Annotated in this window: 17 protein-coding genes; 12 read left to right on the top strand and 5 right to left on the bottom strand. The window is 73.8% G+C overall.

What is annotated here, in order from left to right:
* Nucleotides 1–11 precede the first annotated feature (11 nt).
* The 5 genes from PVK74_RS14245 to PVK74_RS14225 all read right to left on the bottom strand — a co-directional run bounded on the left by PVK74_RS14245 (nucleotide 12) and on the right by PVK74_RS14225 (nucleotide 7020).
* Nucleotides 12–983, bottom strand: coding sequence for a TAXI family TRAP transporter solute-binding subunit (locus tag PVK74_RS14245; RefSeq protein ID WP_064448158.1), 972 nt, complete (start codon nucleotides 981–983; stop codon nucleotides 12–14).
* Complete coding sequence (locus PVK74_RS14240) at nucleotides 980–1372, bottom strand: roadblock/LC7 domain-containing protein (protein ID WP_030503989.1); 393 nt, start codon at nucleotides 1370–1372, stop codon at nucleotides 980–982. The genes PVK74_RS14245 and PVK74_RS14240 overlap by 4 nt, the downstream gene beginning before the upstream one ends.
* Nucleotides 1369–3732 (bottom strand): sensor histidine kinase, encoded by a 2364-nt coding sequence (locus tag PVK74_RS14235; RefSeq protein WP_069088864.1) that lies wholly within the window; start codon nucleotides 3730–3732, stop codon nucleotides 1369–1371. The genes PVK74_RS14240 and PVK74_RS14235 overlap by 4 nt, the downstream gene beginning before the upstream one ends.
* A 64-nt stretch (nucleotides 3733–3796) precedes the next feature.
* A complete protein-coding gene (locus PVK74_RS14230; protein ID WP_043329078.1) occupies nucleotides 3797–4816 on the bottom strand; it encodes a TAXI family TRAP transporter solute-binding subunit in 1020 nt (339 codons plus the stop codon).
* The gene (locus tag PVK74_RS14225) at nucleotides 4792–7020 is read right to left on the bottom strand and encodes a TRAP transporter permease (RefSeq protein WP_274479203.1); all 2229 of its coding nucleotides are present in this window, start codon (nucleotides 7018–7020) and stop codon (nucleotides 4792–4794) included. The genes PVK74_RS14230 and PVK74_RS14225 overlap by 25 nt, the downstream gene beginning before the upstream one ends.
* Before the next feature lie 910 nt (nucleotides 7021–7930).
* Here PVK74_RS14225 and PVK74_RS14220 point away from each other — a divergent pair.
* The 12 genes from PVK74_RS14220 to eboE all read left to right on the top strand — a co-directional run bounded on the left by PVK74_RS14220 (nucleotide 7931) and on the right by eboE (nucleotide 21165).
* Nucleotides 7931–8947, top strand: coding sequence for a YihY/virulence factor BrkB family protein (locus PVK74_RS14220; protein WP_043329080.1), 1017 nt, complete (start codon nucleotides 7931–7933; stop codon nucleotides 8945–8947).
* Between the two features lie 211 nt (nucleotides 8948–9158).
* A complete protein-coding gene (locus PVK74_RS14215) occupies nucleotides 9159–10337 on the top strand; it encodes an ROK family protein (protein WP_043329082.1) in 1179 nt (392 codons plus the stop codon).
* On the top strand, nucleotides 10334–11896 hold the full coding sequence (locus PVK74_RS14210) for a sugar ABC transporter ATP-binding protein (protein ID WP_043329084.1): 1563 nt from the start codon (nucleotides 10334–10336) through the stop codon (nucleotides 11894–11896). Before PVK74_RS14215 ends, PVK74_RS14210 begins: the two co-directional genes overlap by 4 nt.
* Complete coding sequence (locus PVK74_RS14205; RefSeq protein ID WP_043329086.1) at nucleotides 11893–12981, top strand: ABC transporter permease; 1089 nt, start codon at nucleotides 11893–11895, stop codon at nucleotides 12979–12981. The genes PVK74_RS14210 and PVK74_RS14205 overlap by 4 nt, the downstream gene beginning before the upstream one ends.
* A 92-nt stretch (nucleotides 12982–13073) precedes the next feature.
* Nucleotides 13074–14126, top strand: a complete 1053-nt coding sequence (locus PVK74_RS14200) for a substrate-binding domain-containing protein (protein ID WP_043329088.1) — start codon at nucleotides 13074–13076, stop codon at nucleotides 14124–14126.
* 53 nt (nucleotides 14127–14179) lie between these two features.
* On the top strand, nucleotides 14180–15352 hold the full coding sequence (locus PVK74_RS14195; protein ID WP_369830119.1) for a Gfo/Idh/MocA family protein: 1173 nt from the start codon (nucleotides 14180–14182) through the stop codon (nucleotides 15350–15352).
* Nucleotides 15353–15559: 207 nt separating this feature from the next.
* Nucleotides 15560–16708, top strand: coding sequence for an inositol-3-phosphate synthase (locus tag PVK74_RS14190; protein ID WP_187693112.1), 1149 nt, complete (start codon nucleotides 15560–15562; stop codon nucleotides 16706–16708).
* Nucleotides 16705–17613, top strand: a complete 909-nt coding sequence (locus PVK74_RS14185; protein ID WP_187693113.1) for an SCO3242 family prenyltransferase — start codon at nucleotides 16705–16707, stop codon at nucleotides 17611–17613. Before PVK74_RS14190 ends, PVK74_RS14185 begins: the two co-directional genes overlap by 4 nt.
* On the top strand, nucleotides 17610–18485 hold the full coding sequence (locus PVK74_RS14180) for a sugar phosphate isomerase/epimerase family protein (protein WP_187693114.1): 876 nt from the start codon (nucleotides 17610–17612) through the stop codon (nucleotides 18483–18485). The genes PVK74_RS14185 and PVK74_RS14180 overlap by 4 nt, the downstream gene beginning before the upstream one ends.
* Nucleotides 18486–18519: 34 nt before the next feature.
* Entirely contained in the window at nucleotides 18520–19125 is a 606-nt protein-coding gene (locus PVK74_RS14175; protein ID WP_069088872.1) for an EboA domain-containing protein, read from the top strand.
* Nucleotide 19126: 1 nt separating this feature from the next.
* Nucleotides 19127–19978 carry a TatD family hydrolase gene (locus tag PVK74_RS14170; protein ID WP_104115026.1) on the top strand — a complete coding sequence of 284 codons (852 nt, stop codon included), beginning with the start codon at nucleotides 19127–19129 and terminating at the stop codon, nucleotides 19976–19978.
* Complete coding sequence (eboE, locus tag PVK74_RS14165) at nucleotides 19978–21165, top strand: metabolite traffic protein EboE (RefSeq protein ID WP_187693115.1); 1188 nt, start codon at nucleotides 19978–19980, stop codon at nucleotides 21163–21165. The genes PVK74_RS14170 and eboE overlap by 1 nt, the downstream gene beginning before the upstream one ends.
* The last annotated feature ends 56 nt before the right edge of the window (nucleotides 21166–21221 follow it).

The following is a 21221-nucleotide window of genomic DNA, read 5'->3' as shown; positions in this document are numbered from 1 at the left end:
CCGCCCCGCGCTCAGCCGCCGTCGCGGTAGAACCGGGCCGCGCCCGGGTGCAGCGGGATCGGGCCGGTCGCGGCCGCGCTGGCCCGGTTGAAGTTCGCCGCCTCCGGGTGCACCTGGATCAGGTCGCCCTGCCAGGTGAAGAGCACCCGGGTCAGGTCGTACGCGAGCTGCTCCGGCATGTCCGCCGCCACCAGGATCACGTTCGCCACCGTGATGGTGGGCGTCGGCTCGGCCGTGCCGTAGACCTCCTTCGGCAGCGTGGCGGTGGTGTAGACGCCGCCGAACCGGGCGCTCAGCGGCTCGATCAGGTCGTTCAGCGGCAGCAGCCGGAACTTCCCGGGCGCGGAGGAGAGCAGGTCCTTCACGCCGGGCGTGGGCAGGCCGCCGGAGAAGAACATGGCGTCCAGCGTGTTCGCCCGCATCCGCTTGACCGTCTCCGGCAACGACAGGTTGAGCCGCTGGATGCCGGCGTTCGGGTCGATGCCGCCGGCGGTGAGCAGACGCCCGGCGATGATGTCGGTCCCGGACTTCGGCGAACCGGTCGAGACGCGCTTGCCGCGCAGGTCGGCGAAGCTGTTGATCTTGCCGTCGCTGCGGACGATCACGTGCGTGTAGTTGCTGTAGACGCGGGCCAGCGCACGTACCGGCTGCGGTTGCTTGTCGAACGCCCCGCGGCCGTCGACCGCGTCCGCCGCCGTGTCGGCCAGGCTGAACGCGATCTCCATGTCGCCGCCGGCCACCCGGGTGATGTTCTCCACCGACGCGCCGGTCGGCTCCGCGCGCGCCTCGTACCCGGGCACGTGCCGGGTGATCAGATCGGCGTACCCGCCGCCGAGCTGGTAGTAGACGCCTGTGGTGTTGCCGGTGGCCAGGAAGATCCGCCCGCCGTGCCACGCCTGCCCAGTGGTGTCCTCGGCGCCGCAACCGGCCACCAGCACCGTCGCCAGCAGCGCCGCCACCAGCCGCGCCGGGCGGCCGCTCACCGGCGGACCGCCGGTTCCAGCGCCTCCGCCACCCGCTGCACCAGCGTCGCCGTCTCGTAACCGATCTGGCCCAGGTCGCAGCCGGGCGCGGCCAGCACGCCGAGCAGCGCCCGTTCCCCGACCGCCATCACCAGCATCACACCGCCGTCCATGTCGACGATCTGCTGGCGTACCCGGCCGGCGGACATCAGCCGGGCCGCGCCCACGGTAAGGCTCGCCAAGCCGCTGATCACCGCCGAGAGCTGGTCGACCTGGTCCGGGGAGAGATCCGGCGAGGACGCCAGCCGCAGTCCGTCCTCGGAGACCGCGAGCGCGTGCGAGACGTCCGGCACCTGCTCGGCGAAGTTCGCCAGCAGCCAGTCGAGCCCGGTGGAAGCGGGTGGATTCATGGTCTTCTCCCGTTGGGTGGTGTGGTGTTCGGGGCACGGCGCGTCGCGCTGGCCACCCCCTCGGCGAGGGCGGACAGCCGGGCGCGTACCACTTCGGGGTCGAGCAGGTCGGTCGCGGGCGGCGGCGCGGTGGCGGCGGGCATCGGTCCCGGCAGATGCCCGCCCACCGGCCGCCGGGGCAGCCCGGCGGCGGTGGTCGACACCGGTGCCGGTGGCACGCTCACCGGCCGGATCCGCGCCGCGCTCGGCGCCAGCAGCGCGCCGCCCGGCGCCCGGACCGTGGCCACGCCGCGCGCCGGCCCGCCGGCCGTCGGGGCGCTGGTGACGAGGTCGCGGGAACCGCCCTGCGGCCGCAGGACGGGCGCGTTCTTGAACCACGGCGCGCCGCGCCCGTGCGGGCGCCGCTCGGCCGGCGGCCGGGACGCCACCGACTCGACCCGGGTCAGCACCGACTCCGGTACGTCCACCTGCGCCACCGTGCCGGTGCCAGGGTTGTGCAACTGCACCCGGATCCCGTGCCGGGCGGCCAGGTGGGCCACCACGTGCAGGCCCATGCTGCCGGCGGCGGCGCTGGACAGGGTGGCCGGCGCGGCGAGCCGTTCGTTGATCTCGGCCAGCCGGCTCTCGCTGATGCCGATGCCCTGGTCGTGCACGCGCAGCACCAGCCCGTCGACTGTGCGCCGGCCGTCCACCAGCACCCGGGCCTCCGGCGGCGAGTAGACGGTGGCGTTCTCCAGCAACTCGGCCAGCAGATGCACCAGGTTGCCGGCCGCAGCGCCGTGCACCGCCGCGGTCGGCACGTCGATCTCCACCCGCGGATAGTCCTCGATCTCGGAGGCCGCCGCCCGTGCCACGTCGTCCAGCAGCAACGCGCCCTCGTGCCCCCGGCCCGGCTCGCCACCGGCGAGGACCAGCAGGTTCTCCCCGTTGCGCCGCAGCCGGGCGGCCAGGTGGTCCAGCGCGAAGAGCCGGGCCAGCGCGTCCGGATCGGTCTCCTCGCGTTCGAAGTCGTCGAGCAGCCGCAACTGCCGGGTGATCAGCGTCCGGATGCGCCGGGCCAGCGCCTCCGCCATCCGGGTCACGTCCAGCCGCAACTCCGCCTGCTGCCCGGCGAGCCGCAGCGCGGCCCGGTTCACCGTGTCGAACGCCTCGGCGACCTGCGCCACCTCGTCCCGACCGCGCCGGATCCCGTCCGTCATCCGGGTCGCCGGACCCTCCGCGGGCGCCCGTTCGCCCGCCGCGATCGCGGTGATCCGCTCCGGCAGCTCCCGGTTCGCCATGGTCAGCGCGGCCACCCGCAGCCGGCGCAACCGGCGGCTGGTCCGTACCGCCAGCAGCACGGCGGTGACGAGCGAGCCGAGCGCGACGGTGCTCGTCGCCCCGGCGGTCAGCACCGCGCGCAGCCGGGCCGCGGCGGCCAGGTCGGCCGCGTCCCGGTCCAGCCCGTCGGACAGGTCCCGGCCGAGCAGGTTGTACCGGCGGATCGCGCCGCTCTGCGCCACGTACCAGGCGTCGCCGTCGGTCTTCAGCGCGTCCGGCGCGCCGTCGGTGTCGAGCATCGCGTCGCGCATCCGCCGGGCCGTGGTCACGTCGGCGCCGTCGACCAGCCGGTACCAGGCAGCGTTCGCCGGGGCGGAGGCGATCCGCAGGAACTCGGCCTGCCGCTGCTCCCGGGCGCCCCGCAGCCGGCCCAGCCGGGCCAGCTCGCCGCGTTCCAGTCCGCCTCTGACGAACACCGCCCGCAGCAGGTCGCGCTCCAGCGCGGACAGGTGCTCCTGGGCGGCCACCGAGGCCACCTCACGGGCCTGGTTGGCCAGGTCGGCGTCCCGGAGTTGACTGGGCAGCGCGTCCGCGACCGCGAGCAGCGACTCCACGAGCGACACGTACGCCGGGTCGCCGCGCTCACCGGCCAGCGCCAGGTCCCGGGTCGGCGCGAGTTGCTCCAAGCGCCCGCGCGCGTCGTCCAGCACCCCCGCCAGGTCCGGGGCGGCCCGGCGCGCGTCACCCTGCGCCGAGCGGTAGCGCTCCACGGCCGTGTCGACCCGGCGGCGCTGCGCGTCCACGAGCGGGCGGCCGGACGTACCGCCGCGCTGGCGCAACGCGGCCGTCTCGCCCAGTTCGCGTTCCAGCTCGTGCACCAGACGTACGGTCGCGGTGGCGGTGCCGGCCAGCACGCGCGCCCGGTCGGCGTCGGCGGACGCGTCCAGCGCGGCGTCGGTCTGCGCCGCCCCCAGCACGACCAGCCCGGCCGTGGCGACCAGGATCGGGGCCAGCAGTTGGACGCGGACCGAGCGCAGGCGTCCGGTGCGGTCCGCGGAGCGGTGGTGCCGGCGTACGCGAGCCGGGTGGGGCAGCGGCACGGTGGTCTCCGGTCGGGTCGGGCGGGCCGGGCCCGGACGCGCGTCCGGACCCGGCCCGTTCAGGTCAGCTCGCGCCGAGGTCGCTCAGTGCCCGCTCCGCGCCGCGGTGCAGCGGCACCGGGTCGGTCTTGCGGGCGTTACCCAGCTCGATGCCCTTCGCCGCCGGGTTCGCCTGGGCCAGGGCGTCCTTGGACTCGAACACCGTCCGGGTGATCGCGCAGGCCACGTCGGCGTCGAGGTTGTCCCGCACCAGCAGCACGTTCGGCACCACGATGGTGGGCACGTCGGCCGGGGTCCGGTAGATGTCCTTGCCGATGGTGCCCGCCTGGTACGCCGGGTTCAGCTCGGCCATCTTCGGCAGCAGCGGAGTGATGTCGACGAACTTCACCTTGTCGCCGGACGTGGTGAACAGGTCGGTGACCCCGCCGGTCGGCACGCCGCCGGACCAGAAGAAGCCGTCGATGCTGCCGTCCTTCATGCCGTCGACGGTCTTGGTGAGGTCCAGCCGCTGCGCCTGGACGTCCTTCGCCGGGTCCAGCCCGGCGGCGGTGAGCAGCCGGTTGGCGATGACCTCGGTGCCGGACTTCGGTGAGCCGGTGGAGATCTTCTTGCCCTTCATGTCGGCCACCGACGTGATGCCCGCGTCGGCCCGTACGACCACCTGGGTGTAGTTGTCGTAGATCCGGGCCAGCGCCTTGACCGGCTGCGGCGCGGTGAAGCTCCCCTTGCCCTGCACCGCGTTGACAGCGGTGTCGAACAGGGAGAACGCCACGTCGTACTGGCCGGCGACGAGCTGTTCGACGTTCTGCACCGAGGCGCCCGTCTCGGCGGCCGTCCCGGTGAGCTTGCCGTCGGTGGTCTTGCTCAGCTCACCGGCGAGCGCGTTGCCGACCACGTAGTAGACGCCGGTGGCGTTGCCGGTGGCGATACCGACCCGGGTGTCCTTGGTGACCTTGCAGCTGACCTCGCGGGCGGCGTCGTCCTTCGCCGCGCCGTCCTGACGGCCCCCGCAGCCGGCGGCACCGGCGGCGACCAGGACAAGCGCCCCGACACCCGCCACTATCCTCGCGTCGATCCGTCCCACTCTCTCTCCTCCCCAAGATCCACGGATTCTTCGACCGCCGGGCGGCCGGCGTGCCCGGCGGCGCCACGTCGGACGTACACGCCCGCGACCGTGAGCGCGGCGAGCGCCGCGCCGATCGCCATGGGCAGCGGTTCCAGCCAGAGCAGGACCAGCCCGGCGATCGCGCCGAGGATCCGCTCCGGCGCGCCGGCCGGGCCCACGCCCGGCAGCCAGCCGCCGGCCGCCACCGCCAGCACCGCCACGCCGAGCGCGGAGACCAGGCCGGCCGTCACGATCCGCCCGGGCCCGCCGATGCCGAGCAGTCCGAGGCCGGTCGGCGTGATCACGAAGGCCAGCGGGATCAGGTACGCCGGCAGCGCGTACCGCAGGGTCTGCCACATGGTCGGCACCAGGCGGCCGCCGGTGACCGCGGCGGCGGCGACCGCGGCGAGCGCGGTCGGCGGCGAGACCTCGGACAGCACCGCGAAGTAGAAGACGAACATGGCCGCGGCGGGCGCCTCGACACCCAGGTTCAGCAGCGCCGGGCCGATGATCACCCAGCCGATGACGAAGGACGCGGTGACCGGCACGGCGAGGCCCAGCAGGCTGAGCGCGACGGCGGCGAGCACCGCGGTCAGCGCCAGCACCACGGCGGGCTCCGAGCTGACCGCCTGCGCGCCGCTGATCAGCAGCGAGGCGGCCTGCGGCCCGAGCCCGGTCTTCGTGGTGGTGGCGGTGATGATGCCGGCCGCGGCGCACACGGCGCTCACCGCGAGCACCCCGCGTACGCCGTCGCGCAGCGCCGCCACCAGCCGGGCCGGCGTGAGGCGGTGCCGCCGGTCCAGGAAGGACAGCGCCGCCGCGATCACGGTGGCGATGACCACCGCCCGCATCGCCGACGCGCCGAGCGCCAGCACCACGATGATCACGAGGAGCGAGAGGAAGTGGTAGCCGAAACGGGCCAGCAGCCGCCAGGCCGAGCCGCTGTCGATGACCACCGGACGGACCCCGGAACGTCGTGCGTCGATCTCGACCGAGAACAGGATGCCCAGGTAGTAGAGGATCGTGGGCACCGTGGCCCAGCCGAGCACCTGCAGGTAGGACACGCCCAGGTACTCGGCGATGATGAACGCCGCCGCGCCGAGCGTGGGCGGAGACAGGATCGCCCCGACACCGGCGGCGGCCAGCATGCCGCCCGCGCGCTCGGCCGGGTAGCCGGCGCGGCGCAGGATCGGCCAGGTCACCGCGCCGATGCTGACGGTGGTGGCGGCGCCGGAGCCGGAGACCGTGCCGAGCAGGAAACCCGAGGCGACGGCGGTGCGCCCGGCGGCGGTACGGGAGCGGCGGAACGCGGCGGCGGACAGCTCCACGAAGAACCGGCCCGCGCCGGACAGGTCGAGCACCGCGCCGTAGATGGTGAACAGCACGATGTAGGAGGCGGCGACGTCCAGCGGCGTGCCGTAGAAGCCGCTGTCGGAGTTGTAGAACGCGTCGACCAGCTGCGCGAAGTCGAGCCCCGCGTGCGCCACCGGCCAGGACTGCGGCAGCAGCCCGCCGTAGTAGCCGTACCCGAGGAACAGCACGCAGACCGCCGGCAGGATCCACCCGGTGGTACGCCGGCACGCCTCCAGCAGCAGGAGCAGCAGCCCGGTGCCGAACGCCACGTCCAGCGGATCCAGCAGGCCCTGCCGGTCCAGGAAGGCGTCGTACCCGCCGCCGCCCGCACCGACGGCGACCGGCAGCACCGGGTAGAGGCAGACCACGAGCGCCGCGAGCGCCAGCAGCCAGTCCACGGGCGTCGGTCCGCGCCGGTCGTCCACGTCGACCGCGTCGGCCTCGGTGCGTCGCAGCCGCACCCCCGAGGGGTACGCGAGGAACACCATCGGCAGGACGCCGGCGAGGAAGAAGATGAGGTAGTACTTGCTGCCCTGGGCCAGCGGGAAGAACACCTGCCAGAGCGTCAGCAGCCCGACCGCGACGGTGACGCCGGTGAACAGGAAGCCGACTCCGCCGGCGAGGACCCGTCCCGGCTTCTCCTCCTCGAACCGGGCGGCCAGTTCCCGGGCGTCCTGCTGGGCCTGATCCGGGGCGTCGTGCGTCTCGGCCGGATTGTGGTCCTCGGTGTGGTGCGGCACGGCCCGGCTGTGGTGGTGCGTCTCGCCCGGCCCGTCGTCGGACCACTCCGGACCGGCGACGACGCCCTCGTCCGGCGGGAGCGGCACCACCTCGGCGTCCACATCGGACCCCGGTCGTCCGCCGGACGGCGGCCGGGGTTTCGGGGGAGTCGCGTCGGAGGGGCGAACGGGCGGCACGAGGGGGCACGATACGCGAATTGCGCGCGCGTTGGGAACATTGCTTAACGTGATTGCAATGAGTGACGGTAATTGGGGTGACGCGCTCCGGCGGACGCTTCTTGAATCTCTTTCGTAATTGCGCGATCAAGGACTTCGGCAATGCCTTCCGGTGGTCGACCGGGCGCCTTTCCAACGATGAATGGCGAGTCACGGGAGCCGGTGGCGGTTACGGATAGTGCAGCGCGACCGACTGCTGTCGCAGGCCCTGTCGGCCCTCGGCGGTGCCGGCGCCGACCGGCGTCGGCAGTACGTGCTCCGGTGCCCGGAAGGCCCATGATCGAATTCATTCCGCCGAGGTCGCGGGCTCCTTCGTCATGACGACGCCGCCACTGCGGCACGGTGGCTGTGCCGGGTGCCGCCGCCGATTCCACCGCGCGCCCGCCGCCGGCGGATCGGACGGGTGGAACGCCATGGGTGTCTCCGCCCCCGTTTGGCACCCATGACGTTCCACTCGTCGTGACGGTTGTCGAGATCTTGGGCGAGTTGTTGTCCGCTCCGGGCGGCGGGCGCCGAGATCTCCGGTCGAGTGCGTCGCGCTGTCGTGACGGGGTGCGGCGCCGGCGGGCTTTGCTCTGCAGCCACCCGCGCGGCAGACACGCTGCGTAACCGTGTGCGCCGATGGATGCAGAGCGAGGCGGCGGGAAACGCGGACGGCCGCGATGGGCGTGAGTGGCCGCCTCGGGGGCAGGGGCGTCGGGCGGGTCTGCCGTTTTCGCGGGTGGTGGTTATGGCCGCCGTCGTCAGGGCATGTCGTCTGACGACGCGACGACGAGGAGGTGCCATGGCCGCCGACGAGGCTCCCGCCCGTGACGGGCGCGACCGCACGGAGCCGGTGGGCCCGGACGACGGTCCGGACAGCCCGACCGACCTGACCGCGACGGGCTGGATGGCGACGCTCAAGCGGACCGTCCGGGAGTTCCAGGACGACAGCCTGACCGACTGGGCCGCCGCGCTCACCTACTACGGCGTGCTCTCCATCTTCCCCGGCGTGCTGGTGCTGATCTCGCTGCTCGGCCTGCTCGGTGACCGGGCCACGGAGGGGGTCCGGGACACCGTCGGCCAGGCGGTGCCGGAGGAGAACATCCGCAAGATCATCGAGAGCGCGATCGACCAGGCCGGCCAGTCCGGCGGGCTGGCCAGCATCGCGGCCGTCATCGGTCTGGTCGCGGCCTTCTGGTCCGCCTCCGGCTACATCGCCGCGTTCATGCGCGCCTCGAACAGCATCTACGACGTGCCGGAGGGGCGGCCGATCTGGAAGACGCTGCCGGTACGCCTCGGCGTGACCGCGGTGATCGGCGTGATGCTGCTGATCAGCGCCGTGATCGTGGTGTTCACCGGCGGCCTGGCCGAGCAGGCCGGAAACGCGATCGGGCTCGGCTCGACCGCCGTCACGGTGTGGAACATCGCCAAGTGGCCGGTGTTGCTGGTGCTGGTGAGCCTGATGTTCGCGATCCTCTACTGGGCCTCGCCGAACGCCCGGCACGGCGGCTTCCGCTGGGTCAGCCCCGGCGGCGTGCTCGCGGTGGTGCTCTGGCTCGTGGTGTCCGGCCTCTTCGCGCTCTACGTCAGCAACTTCGGCTCGTACAACAAGACGTACGGCGCGGTGGCCGGCGTGATCATCTTCCTGGTCTGGCTCTGGCTGAGCAACGTGGCCATCCTGCTCGGCGCGGAGTTCGACGCCGAGCTGGAGCGCAGCCGGGCCATCGCGGCCGGCCACCCGGCCGACGAGGAGCCCTACGTGGAGTTGCGCGACGACCGCAAGCTGCGCAAGAAGGGCAATGCCTCCTCCCACCACTGACCGCTGACCGCACCTCGCCGCCCCGCCCGGATGCGCCCGGGCGGGGCGGCGCGTTTTTCTGGCCCGGCACCTCTTTTGTTCGTATGGACAAAAGTTTGCATCAGGCGTGCCGAAGCTATGGACATGCGACCCGGAAGGCTCCTACTGTGTCGGACACAACACACATCGCCATGGTCGATGTGACGGACTTCCGATGCGGAGGTGACTGCCGGTGCGGACGGTCGACCCCCTGCACGTACGGCTCCTGCGGCTGCTCCGGGACGAGGGCGCGGTGTCCCGCGCCGAACTCGGCGACCGCCTCCAGATGCCCCGCCCGCGCCTGCTCGCCGAGCTGGAACGGCTCGTCTCCCTCGGGTACGTGGCCGAGGCCGGGCTGGCCGCCTCCCGGGGCGGGCGGCGCTCCACCCTGGTCGAGCTGAGCCCGCACCTGCGGTTCGCCGCCGTCGACCTGGGCGCCAGCTCGATCGACGTGGAGGTGGTCAACGGCCGGCTGGAGCCGGTGGCCGCCTACACCGAGACCGCCGACATCCGCTCCGGCCCGAAGGTGACGCTCCAGCGCGTCAACGAGCTGCTGCACAAGGCCAAGGTGGACGGCGCGTACGAGCGGCTCGACGCGGTCGGCATCGGCGTGCCGGGGCCGGTGAGCTTCCGTGACGGCGTCCCGGTCTCCCCGCCGATCATGCCGGGGTGGGACCGGTTCCCGGTCCGCGAGCTGCTGACCCGGGAGCACGGCTGCCCGGCGGTGGTGGACAACGACGTCAACATCATGGCGATCGGGGAGCGGCACGGTGGCGTGGCCCACTCGGTCGACGACTTCCTGTTCATCAAGATCGGCACCGGCATCGGCTGCGGCATCTACCTGCACGGCGAGGTCTACCGGGGCACCGACGGCTGCGCCGGGGACATCGGCCACATCCAGGTCGACCCGAACGGTCCGATGTGTTCCTGCGGCAACGTCGGCTGCCTGGAGGCGGTGTTCAGCGGAGCCGCGCTGGCCCGCGAGGCGACTGTCGCGGCCCGCACCGAGGTCTCCCCGGCGCTGGCCGAGCGGTTCGCCGCCCGGGGTGTGGTGACCGCGCTCGACGTGGCGCAGGGGGCGATCGAGGGGGACGTCTCCTGCATCCAGTTGATCCGGGACGGCGGCCGGCGGGTCGGCAGCGTCCTGGCCGGGCTGGTCAGCTTCACCAACCCGTCGATGATCGTGATCGGCGGCGGACTGGCCCAGCTCGGCCACATCCTGCTCGCCGAGATCCGCAGCGTGGTCTACCGCCGCTCGCTGCCGCTGGCCACCGGCAACCTGCCGGTCGTCCTGTCCGAGCTGGGCCCGCGCGCCGGCGTCGCCGGCGCGGCCGTGCTGGCAAGTGACCTCGCGTTCGGGGAGGCAGCATGACCGGGAAGCCGCTGGTCGAGGCGCCCGCGGACGCCGTCGCGGGCGAGGTGGTCCTGCGCCTCACCGACGTCGTCAAGACGTTCCCGGGGGTACGCGCGCTCGACGGCGTGCAACTCGAGGTGCGGGCCGGTGAGGTGCACTGCCTGCTGGGGCAGAACGGCGCCGGCAAGTCCACCCTGATCAAGGTGCTGGCCGGCGTGCACCGGCCGGACTCCGGTGAGGTCGTGTGGCGGGGCGAGCCGGCGTCGTTCGCCAACCCGCAGGCCGCCATGCGCGCCGGCATCGCCACGATCTACCAGGAACTCGACCTGGTCGACGACCTGTCGGTGGCGGAGAACGCGTTCCTCGGCCACGAGCCGCGCCGGTTCGGCTTCGTCCGGCGGGGGCACATGGCCCGCCGTACCCGGCAGATCCTGGCCCGGCTCGGCCACCCGGAGATCCCGCCGGGGCGGCTGGTGCGGCACCTGCCCGCCGCCGGCAAGCAGATCGTCAGCATGGCGCGGGCGCTCTCCCACGAGGCCCGGCTGATCATCATGGACGAGCCGAGCGCGGTGCTGGCCCACGACGAGGTGGCGAACCTGTTCCGGATCATCCGGGAACTCACCGCGCAGGGCATCGCTGTCATCTACATCTCGCACCGGCTGGAGGAGATCCGCGAGATCGGCGACCGGGTCACCGTACTCAAGGACGGCCGGACCACGGCGGCGAGCCTGCCGGCCCGCGAGACGCCGACCCGCGACCTGGTGGCCCGGATGACGGGCCGGACCATCGAGTACGTCTTCCCGCAGCGCCCGGCCGACCACGGGGGTGGCGCGGAGCTGCTGCGGGTGGACGGGCTGACCCGGCCCGGCGAGTTCGCCGACGTCTCGCTCCGGGTCCGGGCGGGAGAGATCGTCGGCATCGCCGGGCTGGTCGGCTCGGGCCGGTCGGAGCTGCTGGAGACCATCTTCGGCGCGCGCCGGGCGCACGCCGGGACGGTCCGGGTGAACGGCCGGACGCTGCGTCCCGGCAGTGTGGGCGCGGCGGTACGGGCCGGGATGGGCATGGCGCCGGAGGAGCGCAAGAGCCAGGCGCTGCTGCTCGGTGAACCGATCTACCGCAACGTCACGCTCGCCACGTTCGGCAGGTACGCCCGCCTCGGGTTCACCGACGCCGGGCGGGAACGCGCCGAGGCGGACCGGATCGCCGAGTCGCTGGAGCTGCGGCCCCGCGACGTACGGCGGCCGGTGCGCACGCTGTCCGGCGGCAACCAGCAGAAGGTGGTGGTCGGCCGGTGGCTGCTCGGTGACACCCGGCTGCTGCTGCTCGACGAGCCGACCCGGGGCGTGGACGTGGGCGCCCGGGCCGAGCTTTACCAGGTGATCCGCGATCTGGCCGCCCGGGGCGTCGGGGTGCTGCTGGTCTCCAGCGAGGTGCCCGAGGTGCTGGGCCTGGCCGACCGGGTGCTGGTGATGCGGGAGGGCCGGGTGGTCCGCGAGGCGCCGGCCGGCGAACTGGACGAGAACACCGTGCTCGACCTCGTCATGGCGGGGTCCCTCATGGAAGGCGCACCGGCATGAGCGATGTAACCGAATCCGCCCTGCCCGCGCAGTCGCCGCCGGTGGAGCGGACGGAGACCGCCAAGGTCGACGCGCCGGCGAAGCTCTCCTGGTGGCGCGGCGACGGCGGGGAGGGCGTCAAGCGCAACCTCGGCCTGCTCGCCACGCTCGTCGTGCTGGTGGTCATCGGCATCCTGACCCGCCCCGACCTCTACGGCGACCCGAACTGGGTGTGGGGCAACACGCTCACCATTCTCAAGCTCGCCTCGGTGGTCGGCGTGGTCACCGTCGGCATGACCTTCGTGATCATCGGCGGCGGCATCGACCTGTCGGTCGGCGCGATCGTCGCGCTGGCCGGGGTCTGGTGCACCACTGTCGCCACGCAGAGCTACGGCGCGGGCGGCATGATCTTCACCGCGCTGACCGTCGGGCTCGCCGTCGGCGTGGTGAACGGGCTGCTCGTGTCGTACGGGCGGCTGGTGCCGTTCATCGCCACGCTGGCGATGCTCGTCGCCGCCCGGGGGCTGGCGGCGGAGATCTCCGACAAGCAGACCCAGGTGTCGGGCAACACGTTCATCAACGGCATCGCCAGCACGAACGTGCTCGGCATTCCGCTGCTGGTCTACATCCTGGTGGCGGTGGTGGCGGCCGGCTGGGTGCTGTTGAACCGGACCACGTTCGGCCGCCGTACGGTGGCGGTCGGCGGCAACCCGGAGGCGGCCCGGCTCGCCGGCATCAACGTGCGCCGGCACACGGTGCTCCTCTACGCGCTGTCCGGCCTGTGCTGCGGCATCGCCGCGGTCATGCTGACCGCGCAGGCCACCTCCGCGCAGGCGGCGATGGCCAACCTCTACGAGCTGGACGCGATCGCCGCCGCGATCATCGGCGGCACGCTGCTCAGCGGCGGGCGGGGCACGATCATCGGCTCCCTGCTCGGGGTGATCATCTTCTCCACGATCACCAACCTGTTCGCCATCAACAACCTCTCCGCCGAGGCCCAGAACATGGTCAAGGGCGGCATCATCGTCGCCGCCGTCCTGGTCCAGCAGGTGCAGTTCGGCAGCCTCACCCAGTTCCTCGCCCGCAACCGGGCCACCACCACCTGACCCCACCCGCGCACACCAGGCTGCAGTCGTACCGACTGCGGTCCGGCCCGCCACACCCGAAACCACCCCACCACCTCATCCCAGGAGGCGTCATGAGAACACCGCGCCATGACCTGTCCCGCCGCCGGCTGCTCTTCGGCGGGGCCGCGGTCTCCGCCGGGGTGCTGCTCGCCGGTTGCACCAGCAACGAGCAGAGCCCGACCGAGGCACAGACCAAGGCGGCCGGTTCCGGCGCCAACACCGAGCCGGGCAAGAAGGTGACCATCGGCTTCTCCGCCCCGGCCGCCGACCACGGCTGGATCGCCGCCATCACGAACAACGCCAAGGCGCAGGCCGGGGCGTACCAGGACGTGGAGCTGAAGTCGGTCGAGGCCGGCGCGGACGCGGCGGCCCAGCGGGCGGCGCTGTCCACGCTGATCTCGCAGAAGCCCGACGTGATCGTGCTGCTGCCGCACGACGGCAAGGAACTCAACGCGTTCGGCCTGGAGGCGATGAAGGCCGGCATCCCGGTGGTGAACCTGGACCGGGCCTTCCCGGACGCGCGCGCCTACCGGTGCCAGATCAAGGGCGACAACTACGGCATGGGGGTGGCCGCCGCCACGTACATCGCCGAGCAGCTCAAGACCAAGGGCGTGAGCAACCCGGTGATCGGCGAGATCCCCGGCATCGAGTCGCTGGAGCTGACCCAGGAACGGTCGAAGGGGTTCGCCGACACGCTCGCCTCGTACGGGTTCAAGGTCGCCAACCGGCGCCCCGCCGAGTTCACAGTCGACTCCGGGCAGCAGGCCGCCACCGGCCTGTTCCAGGCGCTGCCGAAGATCGACGCGGTCTGGAACCACGACGACGACCAGGGCATCGGCGTGCTCGCGGCGGTCAACCAGGCCAACCGCAAGGAATTCATCATGGTCGGCGGCGCCGGCTCCAAGAAGGCCATGGAGGACATCGCCGCCGACAACACGGTCCTCAAGGCCACAGTCACCTACAGCCCGTCGATGGCCTCCTCGGCCATCTCCCTGGCCCGCCTGATCGGCCAGGGCAAGGGCATGTCCGACCTGGTCGAACTCCAGGTACCGAAGGAGATCGTGCTCGCCTCCGAGACGATCACCAAGGAGAACGCGAGCGACTACCTGAAGCTCGGGTTCTGACACACGGGGGGAGACCCACCTTGTCCAGTCACGACAGCATCCTGCGGGTCGGCATGGTCGGCTACGCGTTCATGGGCGCCGCGCACTCCCAGGCGTGGCGCACCGTGAACCGGGTGTTCGACCTGCCGTCCCGGGTACGGATGGCGCTCGTCTGCGGCCGGGACGAGCCGAAGGTGGCCGAGGCCGCCGACCGGCTCGGCTGGGACGGCTACACCACCGACTGGCGGCGGCTCGTCGAGTCCGACGAGATCGACGTGGTCGACATCTGCACGCCGGGGGACAGCCACCGCGAGATCGCGCTCGCCGCGCTCGCCGCGGGCAAGCACGTGCTGTGCGAGAAGCCGCTGGCGAACAGCGTCGCCGAGGCCCGCGAGATGACCGGGGCCGCGGCCCGGGCCCGCGAGTCCGGGGTACGCGCGATGTGCGGCTTCAACTACCGGCGGGTGCCCGCTGTCGCCCTGATGCGGCAGCTGGTGGCCGACGGGCGGATCGGCGAGATCCGGCACGTCCGGGCGGTCTACCTCCAGGACTGGATCGTCGACCCGCAGTTCCCGCTGGTGTGGCGGTTGCAGAAGGACAGGGCGGGCTCCGGCGCGCTCGGTGACATCGGCGCGCACATCATCGACCTGACCCAGTACGTCACCGGTCAGCTCGTCAGCGGGGTCAGCGCGCTGACCGAGACGTTCGTCCGCCAGCGGCCACTCGTCGCCGGGTCGAGCGGCCTGGCCGCGCAGGCCGACGGTAACGGCAGCGCCATGGGCCAGGTGACGGTGGACGACGCGGCGGTGTTCGTGGCCCGGCTCGACGGGGGAGCGCTCGCCACGTACGAGGCGACCCGGTTCGCCACCGGCCGCAAGAACGCCCTGCGCGTCGAGATCAACGGCTCGCGTGGCAGCGTCGTGTTCGACCTGGAACGCCTCAACGAGCTGGAGTTCCTGGACGCCACCCGGCCCGCCGCCGAGCAGGGCTTCAGCCGGATCCTGGTGACCGAGCCGGACCATCCGTACCTGGGTGCGTGGTGGCCGCCCGGCCACATCATCGGCTACGAGCACTCCTTCACCCACCAGGCGCGCGACTTCGTCGAGGCGGTCGCCACCGGCGCCGACCCGGCCCCGTCGTTCGCCGACGCGCTGCAGGTCCAGCTCGTGCTCGACGCGGTGACCCGCTCGGCCGAGCGGGCCGCCTGGACGGAGGTGGAGCCCGCGCTGGCCGAAGCTTCCGCCTGATCCGAGGCGGGCCAGGCCCGCCCGACACTCACCGGCGCCGGCTGGCGAGGGCCCGCCCGCGGTTGCGCCCCGCGGCGGGGACGAGGCCGGCTCCGGGGAGCGTGCCGCCGGTGTCCGCCGGCACGACCAGCACGGCCCTCCGGTGCGGCCGGACCGGGATTCCCCGGCCGCACCGGTGGACCGGCCTTACCTGGGGAGGTAGCGCGAATGCGTACGGGTGTGTGGCTGGTGGGTGCGCGCGGCTCGGTCGCCACCACCGCCGTGGTCGGCGGGCTGGCCCTGCGGGCCGGGCTCACCGCGCCGACCGGATGCGTGACCGAGCTGCCCGACCTGCGCGGGCCCGCCCTGCCGGGCTTCGCCGATCTCGTCTTCGGCGGCCACGACGTGGTCGCCACCCCGCTCACCAAACGCGCCGAGGCGCTCGCCGCCGCCGGCGTGCTGCCCGCCCGGCTGGCCGATGCCGTCGCGCCGGACCTGGCCGCCCTCGAGGCGGCGCTGCGACCCGCGCCGGCCGAGGGCGACCAGGGCGAGCGGATCGCCGCCGTGGTGCGCGACCTGACCGGGTTCCGCACCCGGCACGGGCTGGACCGGGTGGTGGTGGTCAACGTCGCCGCCACCGAACCGGCGCCCGCACCGCACCCGGCCCACCACGACCTGGCCACGCTGCGCGACGCGCTGACCGGCCCGGCCGGCGTGCTGCCGCCCAGCTCCGCCTACGCGTACGCGGCGTTCACCGCCGGCTGCCCGTACGTGGACTTCACCCCGTCCACGGGCGCCCGGCTGCCGGCCCTGGCCGCGCTCGCCGCCGAACGCGGACTGCCGTACGCCGGGCACGACGGCAAGACCGGCGAGACGCTGCTCAAGTCGGTGCTCGCGCCGATGTTCGCGATGCGGCACCTGGCCGTGCGCTCCTGGTCCGGCACGAACCTGCTCGGCGGCGGCGACGGCGCCACGCTCGCCGACCCGGCCGCCAACGCCGCCAAGGTCGGCAGCAAGCAGCGGGTGCTCGCCGAGACGCTGGGCTACCTGCCCCAGGGTGGCACCCGGATCGAGTACGTCGAGGAACTGGGCGACTTCAAGACCGCCTGGGACCTGATCACGTTCGCCGGTTTCCTCGGCACCGGCATGCGGATGGAGTTCACCTGGCACGGCTGCGACTCGGCGCTCGCCGCGCCGCTCGTGCTGGACCTGGCCCGGCTCACCGCCGCCGCGCACGCCGCCGGCCGCCACGGCCCGCTGACCGAACTGGCGTTCTTCTTCAAGGACCCGCTCGGCGCGACCGGCCACGCGCTCGGCGAGCAGTGGACGGTGCTGCGGGACTTCGCCGCCGGCCTGCACGCCCGGGTGACGTCGTGACCCGCCTGGCCGACCTGGCCGAACTGGTCCGGGCGCCGGCCGCGCTCTCCGTACCCGGGGACGTGCTGTCCGGCGCCGCAGCGGCCGGGGCGCTGGGCCGCCGGACGCCCGCCCTGGCCGGCGCGTCGGTGCTGCTCTACTGGGCCGGGATGGCCGCCAACGACTGGGCGGACCGGCGGCTGGACGCGGTCGAACGGCCGGAACGGCCGATCCCGTCCGGCCGGGTGCGCCCGTCGGTGGCGCTCGGCGTCGCGTCCGGCCTCACCGCCGCCGGGCTCGCGGTCGCCACCGCCGCCGGGGGCCGCCGGGCGGCGGCGGTCGCGCTGCCACTCGCGGCCACCATCTGGGGGTACGACCTGTGCGCGAAGAACACCGCCGCCGGCCCGGCGGTGATGGCCGCGTGCCGTGGGCTGGACGTGCTGCTCGGCGCGTCCGGCGGCCGGGTGGTCCGGGCGCTGCCCGCAGCGCTCACCATCGCCGCGCACACCTGGACGGTGACCGCGCTGTCCCGCCGCGAGGTGACCGGCGCGGACCGGCGTCTGCCGGGCCTCACGCTGGCCGGCACCGCGCTGATCGCGTTCACCACCCCGGCCCGGCCCACCGTGTTAAGCGGGGCCCCCTCCTCTACCGGATGCGTTAAGAGGGGGCCCTTCCTTCGGCTCGGGGAGCTGGTGCCGGCGGTGCTCGCGGCCGGGTACGCCGTCCGGTACGGCCGGGCGCAGGCCCGGGTGCTCGCCGATCCGTCACCGGCCCGGGTACGCGCCGCCGTAGGGGCCGGGATCACCGGGCTGCCCGCCTTGCAGGGTTCGCTCACCGCCCGCGCCGGGGCGCGGCTGCTCGGCCTCGCCGTGGCCGGCGCCGCCCCGCTCGGCCGCCGCCTGGCCCGACTGATCTCCCCGACATGACCGCCGCCGACCCGCTGCCCGGCCCGGGCGCGCTGCGTTTCGGGTACGGCACCAACGGCTTCGCCAACCACCGCCTCGGTGACGCGCTCGCTGTTCTCGCCGACCTCGGCTACCAGGGCGTCGCGCTCACCCTGGACCACGACCACCTGGACCCGTTCGCCCCCGGCCTGGCCCGCCGGGTCGCTGCCGTGCGCCGCCGGCTGGACGCGCTCGGGCTGTCGGTGGTGGTCGAGACCGGCGCCCGCTACCTGCTCGACCCCTGGCACAAGCACGCGCCGACGCTGCTGCACGACGACCCGTCCCGGCGGGTGGAGTTCCTGCGCCGGGCCGTGCGGATCGGTGCCGAGCTGGGCGCGGAGGCGGTCTCCTTCTGGGCCGGCGTACGCCCGCCCGGCGTACCGCCCGGCGTCGCCGCCGACCGCCTGGTGGCCGGCTGCGCGACGGTGTGCGCCGAGGCGGCGGAGGCGGGCGTGCCGCTGGGTTTCGAGCCCGAGCCGGGCATGTTCGTCGAGGACATCGCCGGGTGGCGGCGGCTGCGCGAGGCGCTCGGCGCGCCGCCCGGCTTCGGCATCACGCTCGACATCGGGCACTGCCGGTGCCTGGAGCCGCTGCCGGTGCCGCGGTGCGTGTCCGAGGTCGCCGCGCACCTGGTCAACGTGCAGATCGACGACATGCGCCGAGGCGTGCACGAACACCTGGAGTTCGGCGCCGGCGAGATCGACTTCCCGCCGGTGCTGCGTGCCCTGGCCGACGCCGGCTACCGCGGGCTGGTGGCGGTGGAGCTGCCCCGGCACTCGCACGCGGCACCGGCCGTCGCCGCCCGCTCACTGGACTTCCTGCGCGCCGCCGCCTCGCGCGGCGAGGGGCGGTGACCCACCACCTTCCACCCGGCAGAGGGGAGACGGCATGACACCCGACCGACTGCGCGCCGCGCTTCGGGGCGTACCCGACCCGCAGTGGCTGGACGCGGCGCTGCGCCGCGTCGCGACCGAACCCACGGCGATCGAACGGTTCTTCGCCACCGCCGCCCGGCGGTGCGGTCGCGGGCCGCTGCCCGACCCGCCCGGCTGGACGGCCGACGAGGCGGCCCGCGCGCTGCTGCTGACCACGCTGCCGAACGGCCACGCCGCCGCGGCCGAGACGCTCTACCGGCAGGGCGACGCCGCCGAGAAACGCGCCGTGCTGCGCGCGCTGCCGCTGCTGCCCATCGGCGCGGAGTGCGTGCCGCTGCTGCACGACGCGATCCGCACAAACGACACCCGGCTGGTCGCCGCCGCGCTCGGCCCGTACGCCCGGCACCTGGAGCAGCCGGCCTGGCGGCAGGCGGTGCTCAAGTGCGTGTTCACCGGCGTGCCCCTGGCGGTGGTCGACGACCTGCCGGAGCGGGCCGACGGCGAGCTGGCCCGGATGCTCGCCGCGTACGCCGCCGAGCGGCACGCCGCCGGCCGGACCATGCCCGACGACGCGGCCGACCTGCTGCGCCGGCTGACCATCCCCACCCCGGAGGCGTGACATGCGCATCTTCGACCCGCACATCCACATGACGTCCCGCACCACCGACGACTACGAGCGGATGGCCGCCGCCGGGGTCCGCGCGCTGGTCGAACCGGCGTTCTGGCTGGGCCAACCGCGCACCAGCGTGGACAGCTTCGTGGACTACTTCGACTCGCTGATCGGCTGGGAGCCGTTCCGGGCCGGGCAGTTCGGCATCCGGCACCACGCCACAGTGGCGCTCAACCCGAAGGAGGCGAACGACCCGCGCTGCCGCCCGGTGCTCGACCTGCTGCCCCGCTACCTGGACAAGGACGGCGTGGTGGCCGTCGGTGAGATCGGCTACGACGCGATGACGCCGGCCGAGGACGCCGCGCTGGCCGGGCAGCTCGCCCTGGCCGTCGCGTACGACCTGCCCGCGCTGGTGCACACGCCGCACCGGGACAAGGCACGCGGCGTACGGCGCACGCTCGACGTGGTCGCCGAGTCGGACATCGCGCCGGAACGGGTGCTCGTCGACCACCTCAACGAGGTGACTGTGGGGCTGGTCCGGGACACCGGCTGCTGGCTGGGCTTCTCCATCTACCCGGAGACGAAGATGTCGCCGCCGCGCATGGTCGAGCTGCTGAAGCGGTACGGGACCGAGCGGATGCTGGTCAACTCGGCCGCCGACTGGGGGCGGTCGGACCCGCTGCTGACCCGGGCCACCGGGGAGGCGATGCAGCTGGCCGGGTTCAGCGCCGACGACGTGGACCGGGTGCTGTGGCGCAATCCGGTCGAGTTCTACGGCCAGTCCGGCCGGCTCGACCTGACCGCCCTGGAGGCGAGCGACCCCACCTTCGCCGGCAACTCGATCCTGCGCGGAGGCGAATGATGCGGCTGCGCCACGCCGACGGCACGACCGTCCATCTCGGCTACTGCACGAACGTCCACCCGGCCGAGGACCTGCCCGGCATCGTCGCCCAGCTCGACACGTACGCGGTAGCGGTGCGCCGGGCGCTCGGCGCCGACCTGCTCGGGCTCGGGCTCTGGCTGGCCGCGCCGGTGGCCGCCGCGCTCGCCGCCGACCCGGCGGCCCGCCGCCGGCTGCGTCACGAGCTGACGGTACGGGGCCTGGAGGTGGTCACGCTCAACGGCTTCCCGTACGCCGGGTTCCAGGCCCCGGTGGTCAAGGGCGCGGTGTACCACCCGGACTGGACCACGCCGCAGCGCTCGGCGTACACGCTGGACCTGGCCCGGGTGCTGGCCGACCTGCTGCCCGACGACGCGGTCCACGGGTCGGTCTCGACGCTGCCGCTGGCCTGGCGTACGCCGTGGGACACCGCGCGCGCCGCGACCGCCCGGCGCCGGCTCGACGCGCTGGCCGACGGGCTGGCCGCGGTGCAGCGGGAGACCGGCCGGGTGATCCGGGTCGGCTTCGAGCCGGAACCCGGCTGCCTGGTGGAGTCGACGGGACAAGCACGCGAGGTATTCTCAGCCATGGATACCGACCGGCTCGGGATCTGCCTGGACCTCGCACACCTGGCGTGCGCCTGGGAGCAGCCGGCGGATGCCCTGGCCGGGCTGCGTGCCGCCGGTCTCCCCGTGGTGAAGGTCCAGGTGTCCGCCGCCGTCGAGGCGCCCGATCCGGCCGGGGCGGGCGCGGCGTTGCGCCGCTTCGTCGAGCCGAGGTTCCTGCACCAGACCCGCGCGGCCGGTTGCGCCGGCGCCGCCGATCCGGCCGATCCGGCGTACGCGGCCGACGACCTCGACGCCGCGCTCGACGCGGGGCTGCCCGGTGCCTGGCGGGTGCACTACCACGTGCCGCTGCACGCCCCGCCCGAACCGCCGCTGCGCTCCACGGTGCCGGTGCTGCGGGAGGCGCTCGCCGCGCTGTTCGCCGGTCCGGCCGCCGGCTGCGACCACCTCGACGTCGAGACGTACACCTGGGGGGTGCTGCCGGAGGCGCGGCGGCCGCGCGGCGACGCGGAGCTGGCCGCCGGCATCGCCGCCGAGCTGGCCTTCGCCCGCGACGAGCTGACCGCGCTCGGGCTGGCGCCGACGGCGGTGATGTCCTCGTGAGCGCGAGGAGTGAGCCGGTCCTGCGAGCCCCGCAGTCGCGAACGAAGGCCGGCACC

It is taken from the genome of Micromonospora chalcea, from assembly GCF_028768405.1.
GTDB lineage: Bacteria > Actinomycetota > Actinomycetes > Mycobacteriales > Micromonosporaceae > Micromonospora > Micromonospora chalcea.
The sequence above is the reverse complement of the archived record's forward strand: the minus strand, read 5'-3'. Positions and strand labels throughout refer to the sequence as shown.

What these genes read in the sequence shown, in the direction of transcription:
- PVK74_RS14175 (WP_069088872.1), top strand. Translation starts at nt 18,520, where the DNA reads ATGACACCCGACCGACTGCGCGCCGCGCTTCGGGGCGTACCCGACCCG.
- PVK74_RS14220 (WP_043329080.1), top strand. Translation starts at nt 7,931, where the DNA reads ATGGCCGCCGACGAGGCTCCCGCCCGTGACGGGCGCGACCGCACGGAG.
- PVK74_RS14200 (WP_043329088.1), top strand. Translation starts at nt 13,074, where the DNA reads ATGAGAACACCGCGCCATGACCTGTCCCGCCGCCGGCTGCTCTTCGGC.
- PVK74_RS14210 (WP_043329084.1), top strand. Translation starts at nt 10,334, where the DNA reads ATGACCGGGAAGCCGCTGGTCGAGGCGCCCGCGGACGCCGTCGCGGGC.
- eboE (WP_187693115.1), top strand. Translation starts at nt 19,978, where the DNA reads ATGCGGCTGCGCCACGCCGACGGCACGACCGTCCATCTCGGCTACTGC.
- PVK74_RS14195 (WP_369830119.1), top strand. Translation starts at nt 14,180, where the DNA reads ATGGTCGGCTACGCGTTCATGGGCGCCGCGCACTCCCAGGCGTGGCGC.
- PVK74_RS14205 (WP_043329086.1), top strand. Translation starts at nt 11,893, where the DNA reads ATGAGCGATGTAACCGAATCCGCCCTGCCCGCGCAGTCGCCGCCGGTG.
- PVK74_RS14180 (WP_187693114.1), top strand. Translation starts at nt 17,610, where the DNA reads ATGACCGCCGCCGACCCGCTGCCCGGCCCGGGCGCGCTGCGTTTCGGG.
- PVK74_RS14170 (WP_104115026.1), top strand. Translation starts at nt 19,127, where the DNA reads ATGCGCATCTTCGACCCGCACATCCACATGACGTCCCGCACCACCGAC.
- PVK74_RS14190 (WP_187693112.1), top strand. Translation starts at nt 15,560, where the DNA reads ATGCGTACGGGTGTGTGGCTGGTGGGTGCGCGCGGCTCGGTCGCCACC.
- PVK74_RS14240 (WP_030503989.1), bottom strand. Translation starts at nt 1,372, where the DNA reads ATGAATCCACCCGCTTCCACCGGGCTCGACTGGCTGCTGGCGAACTTC.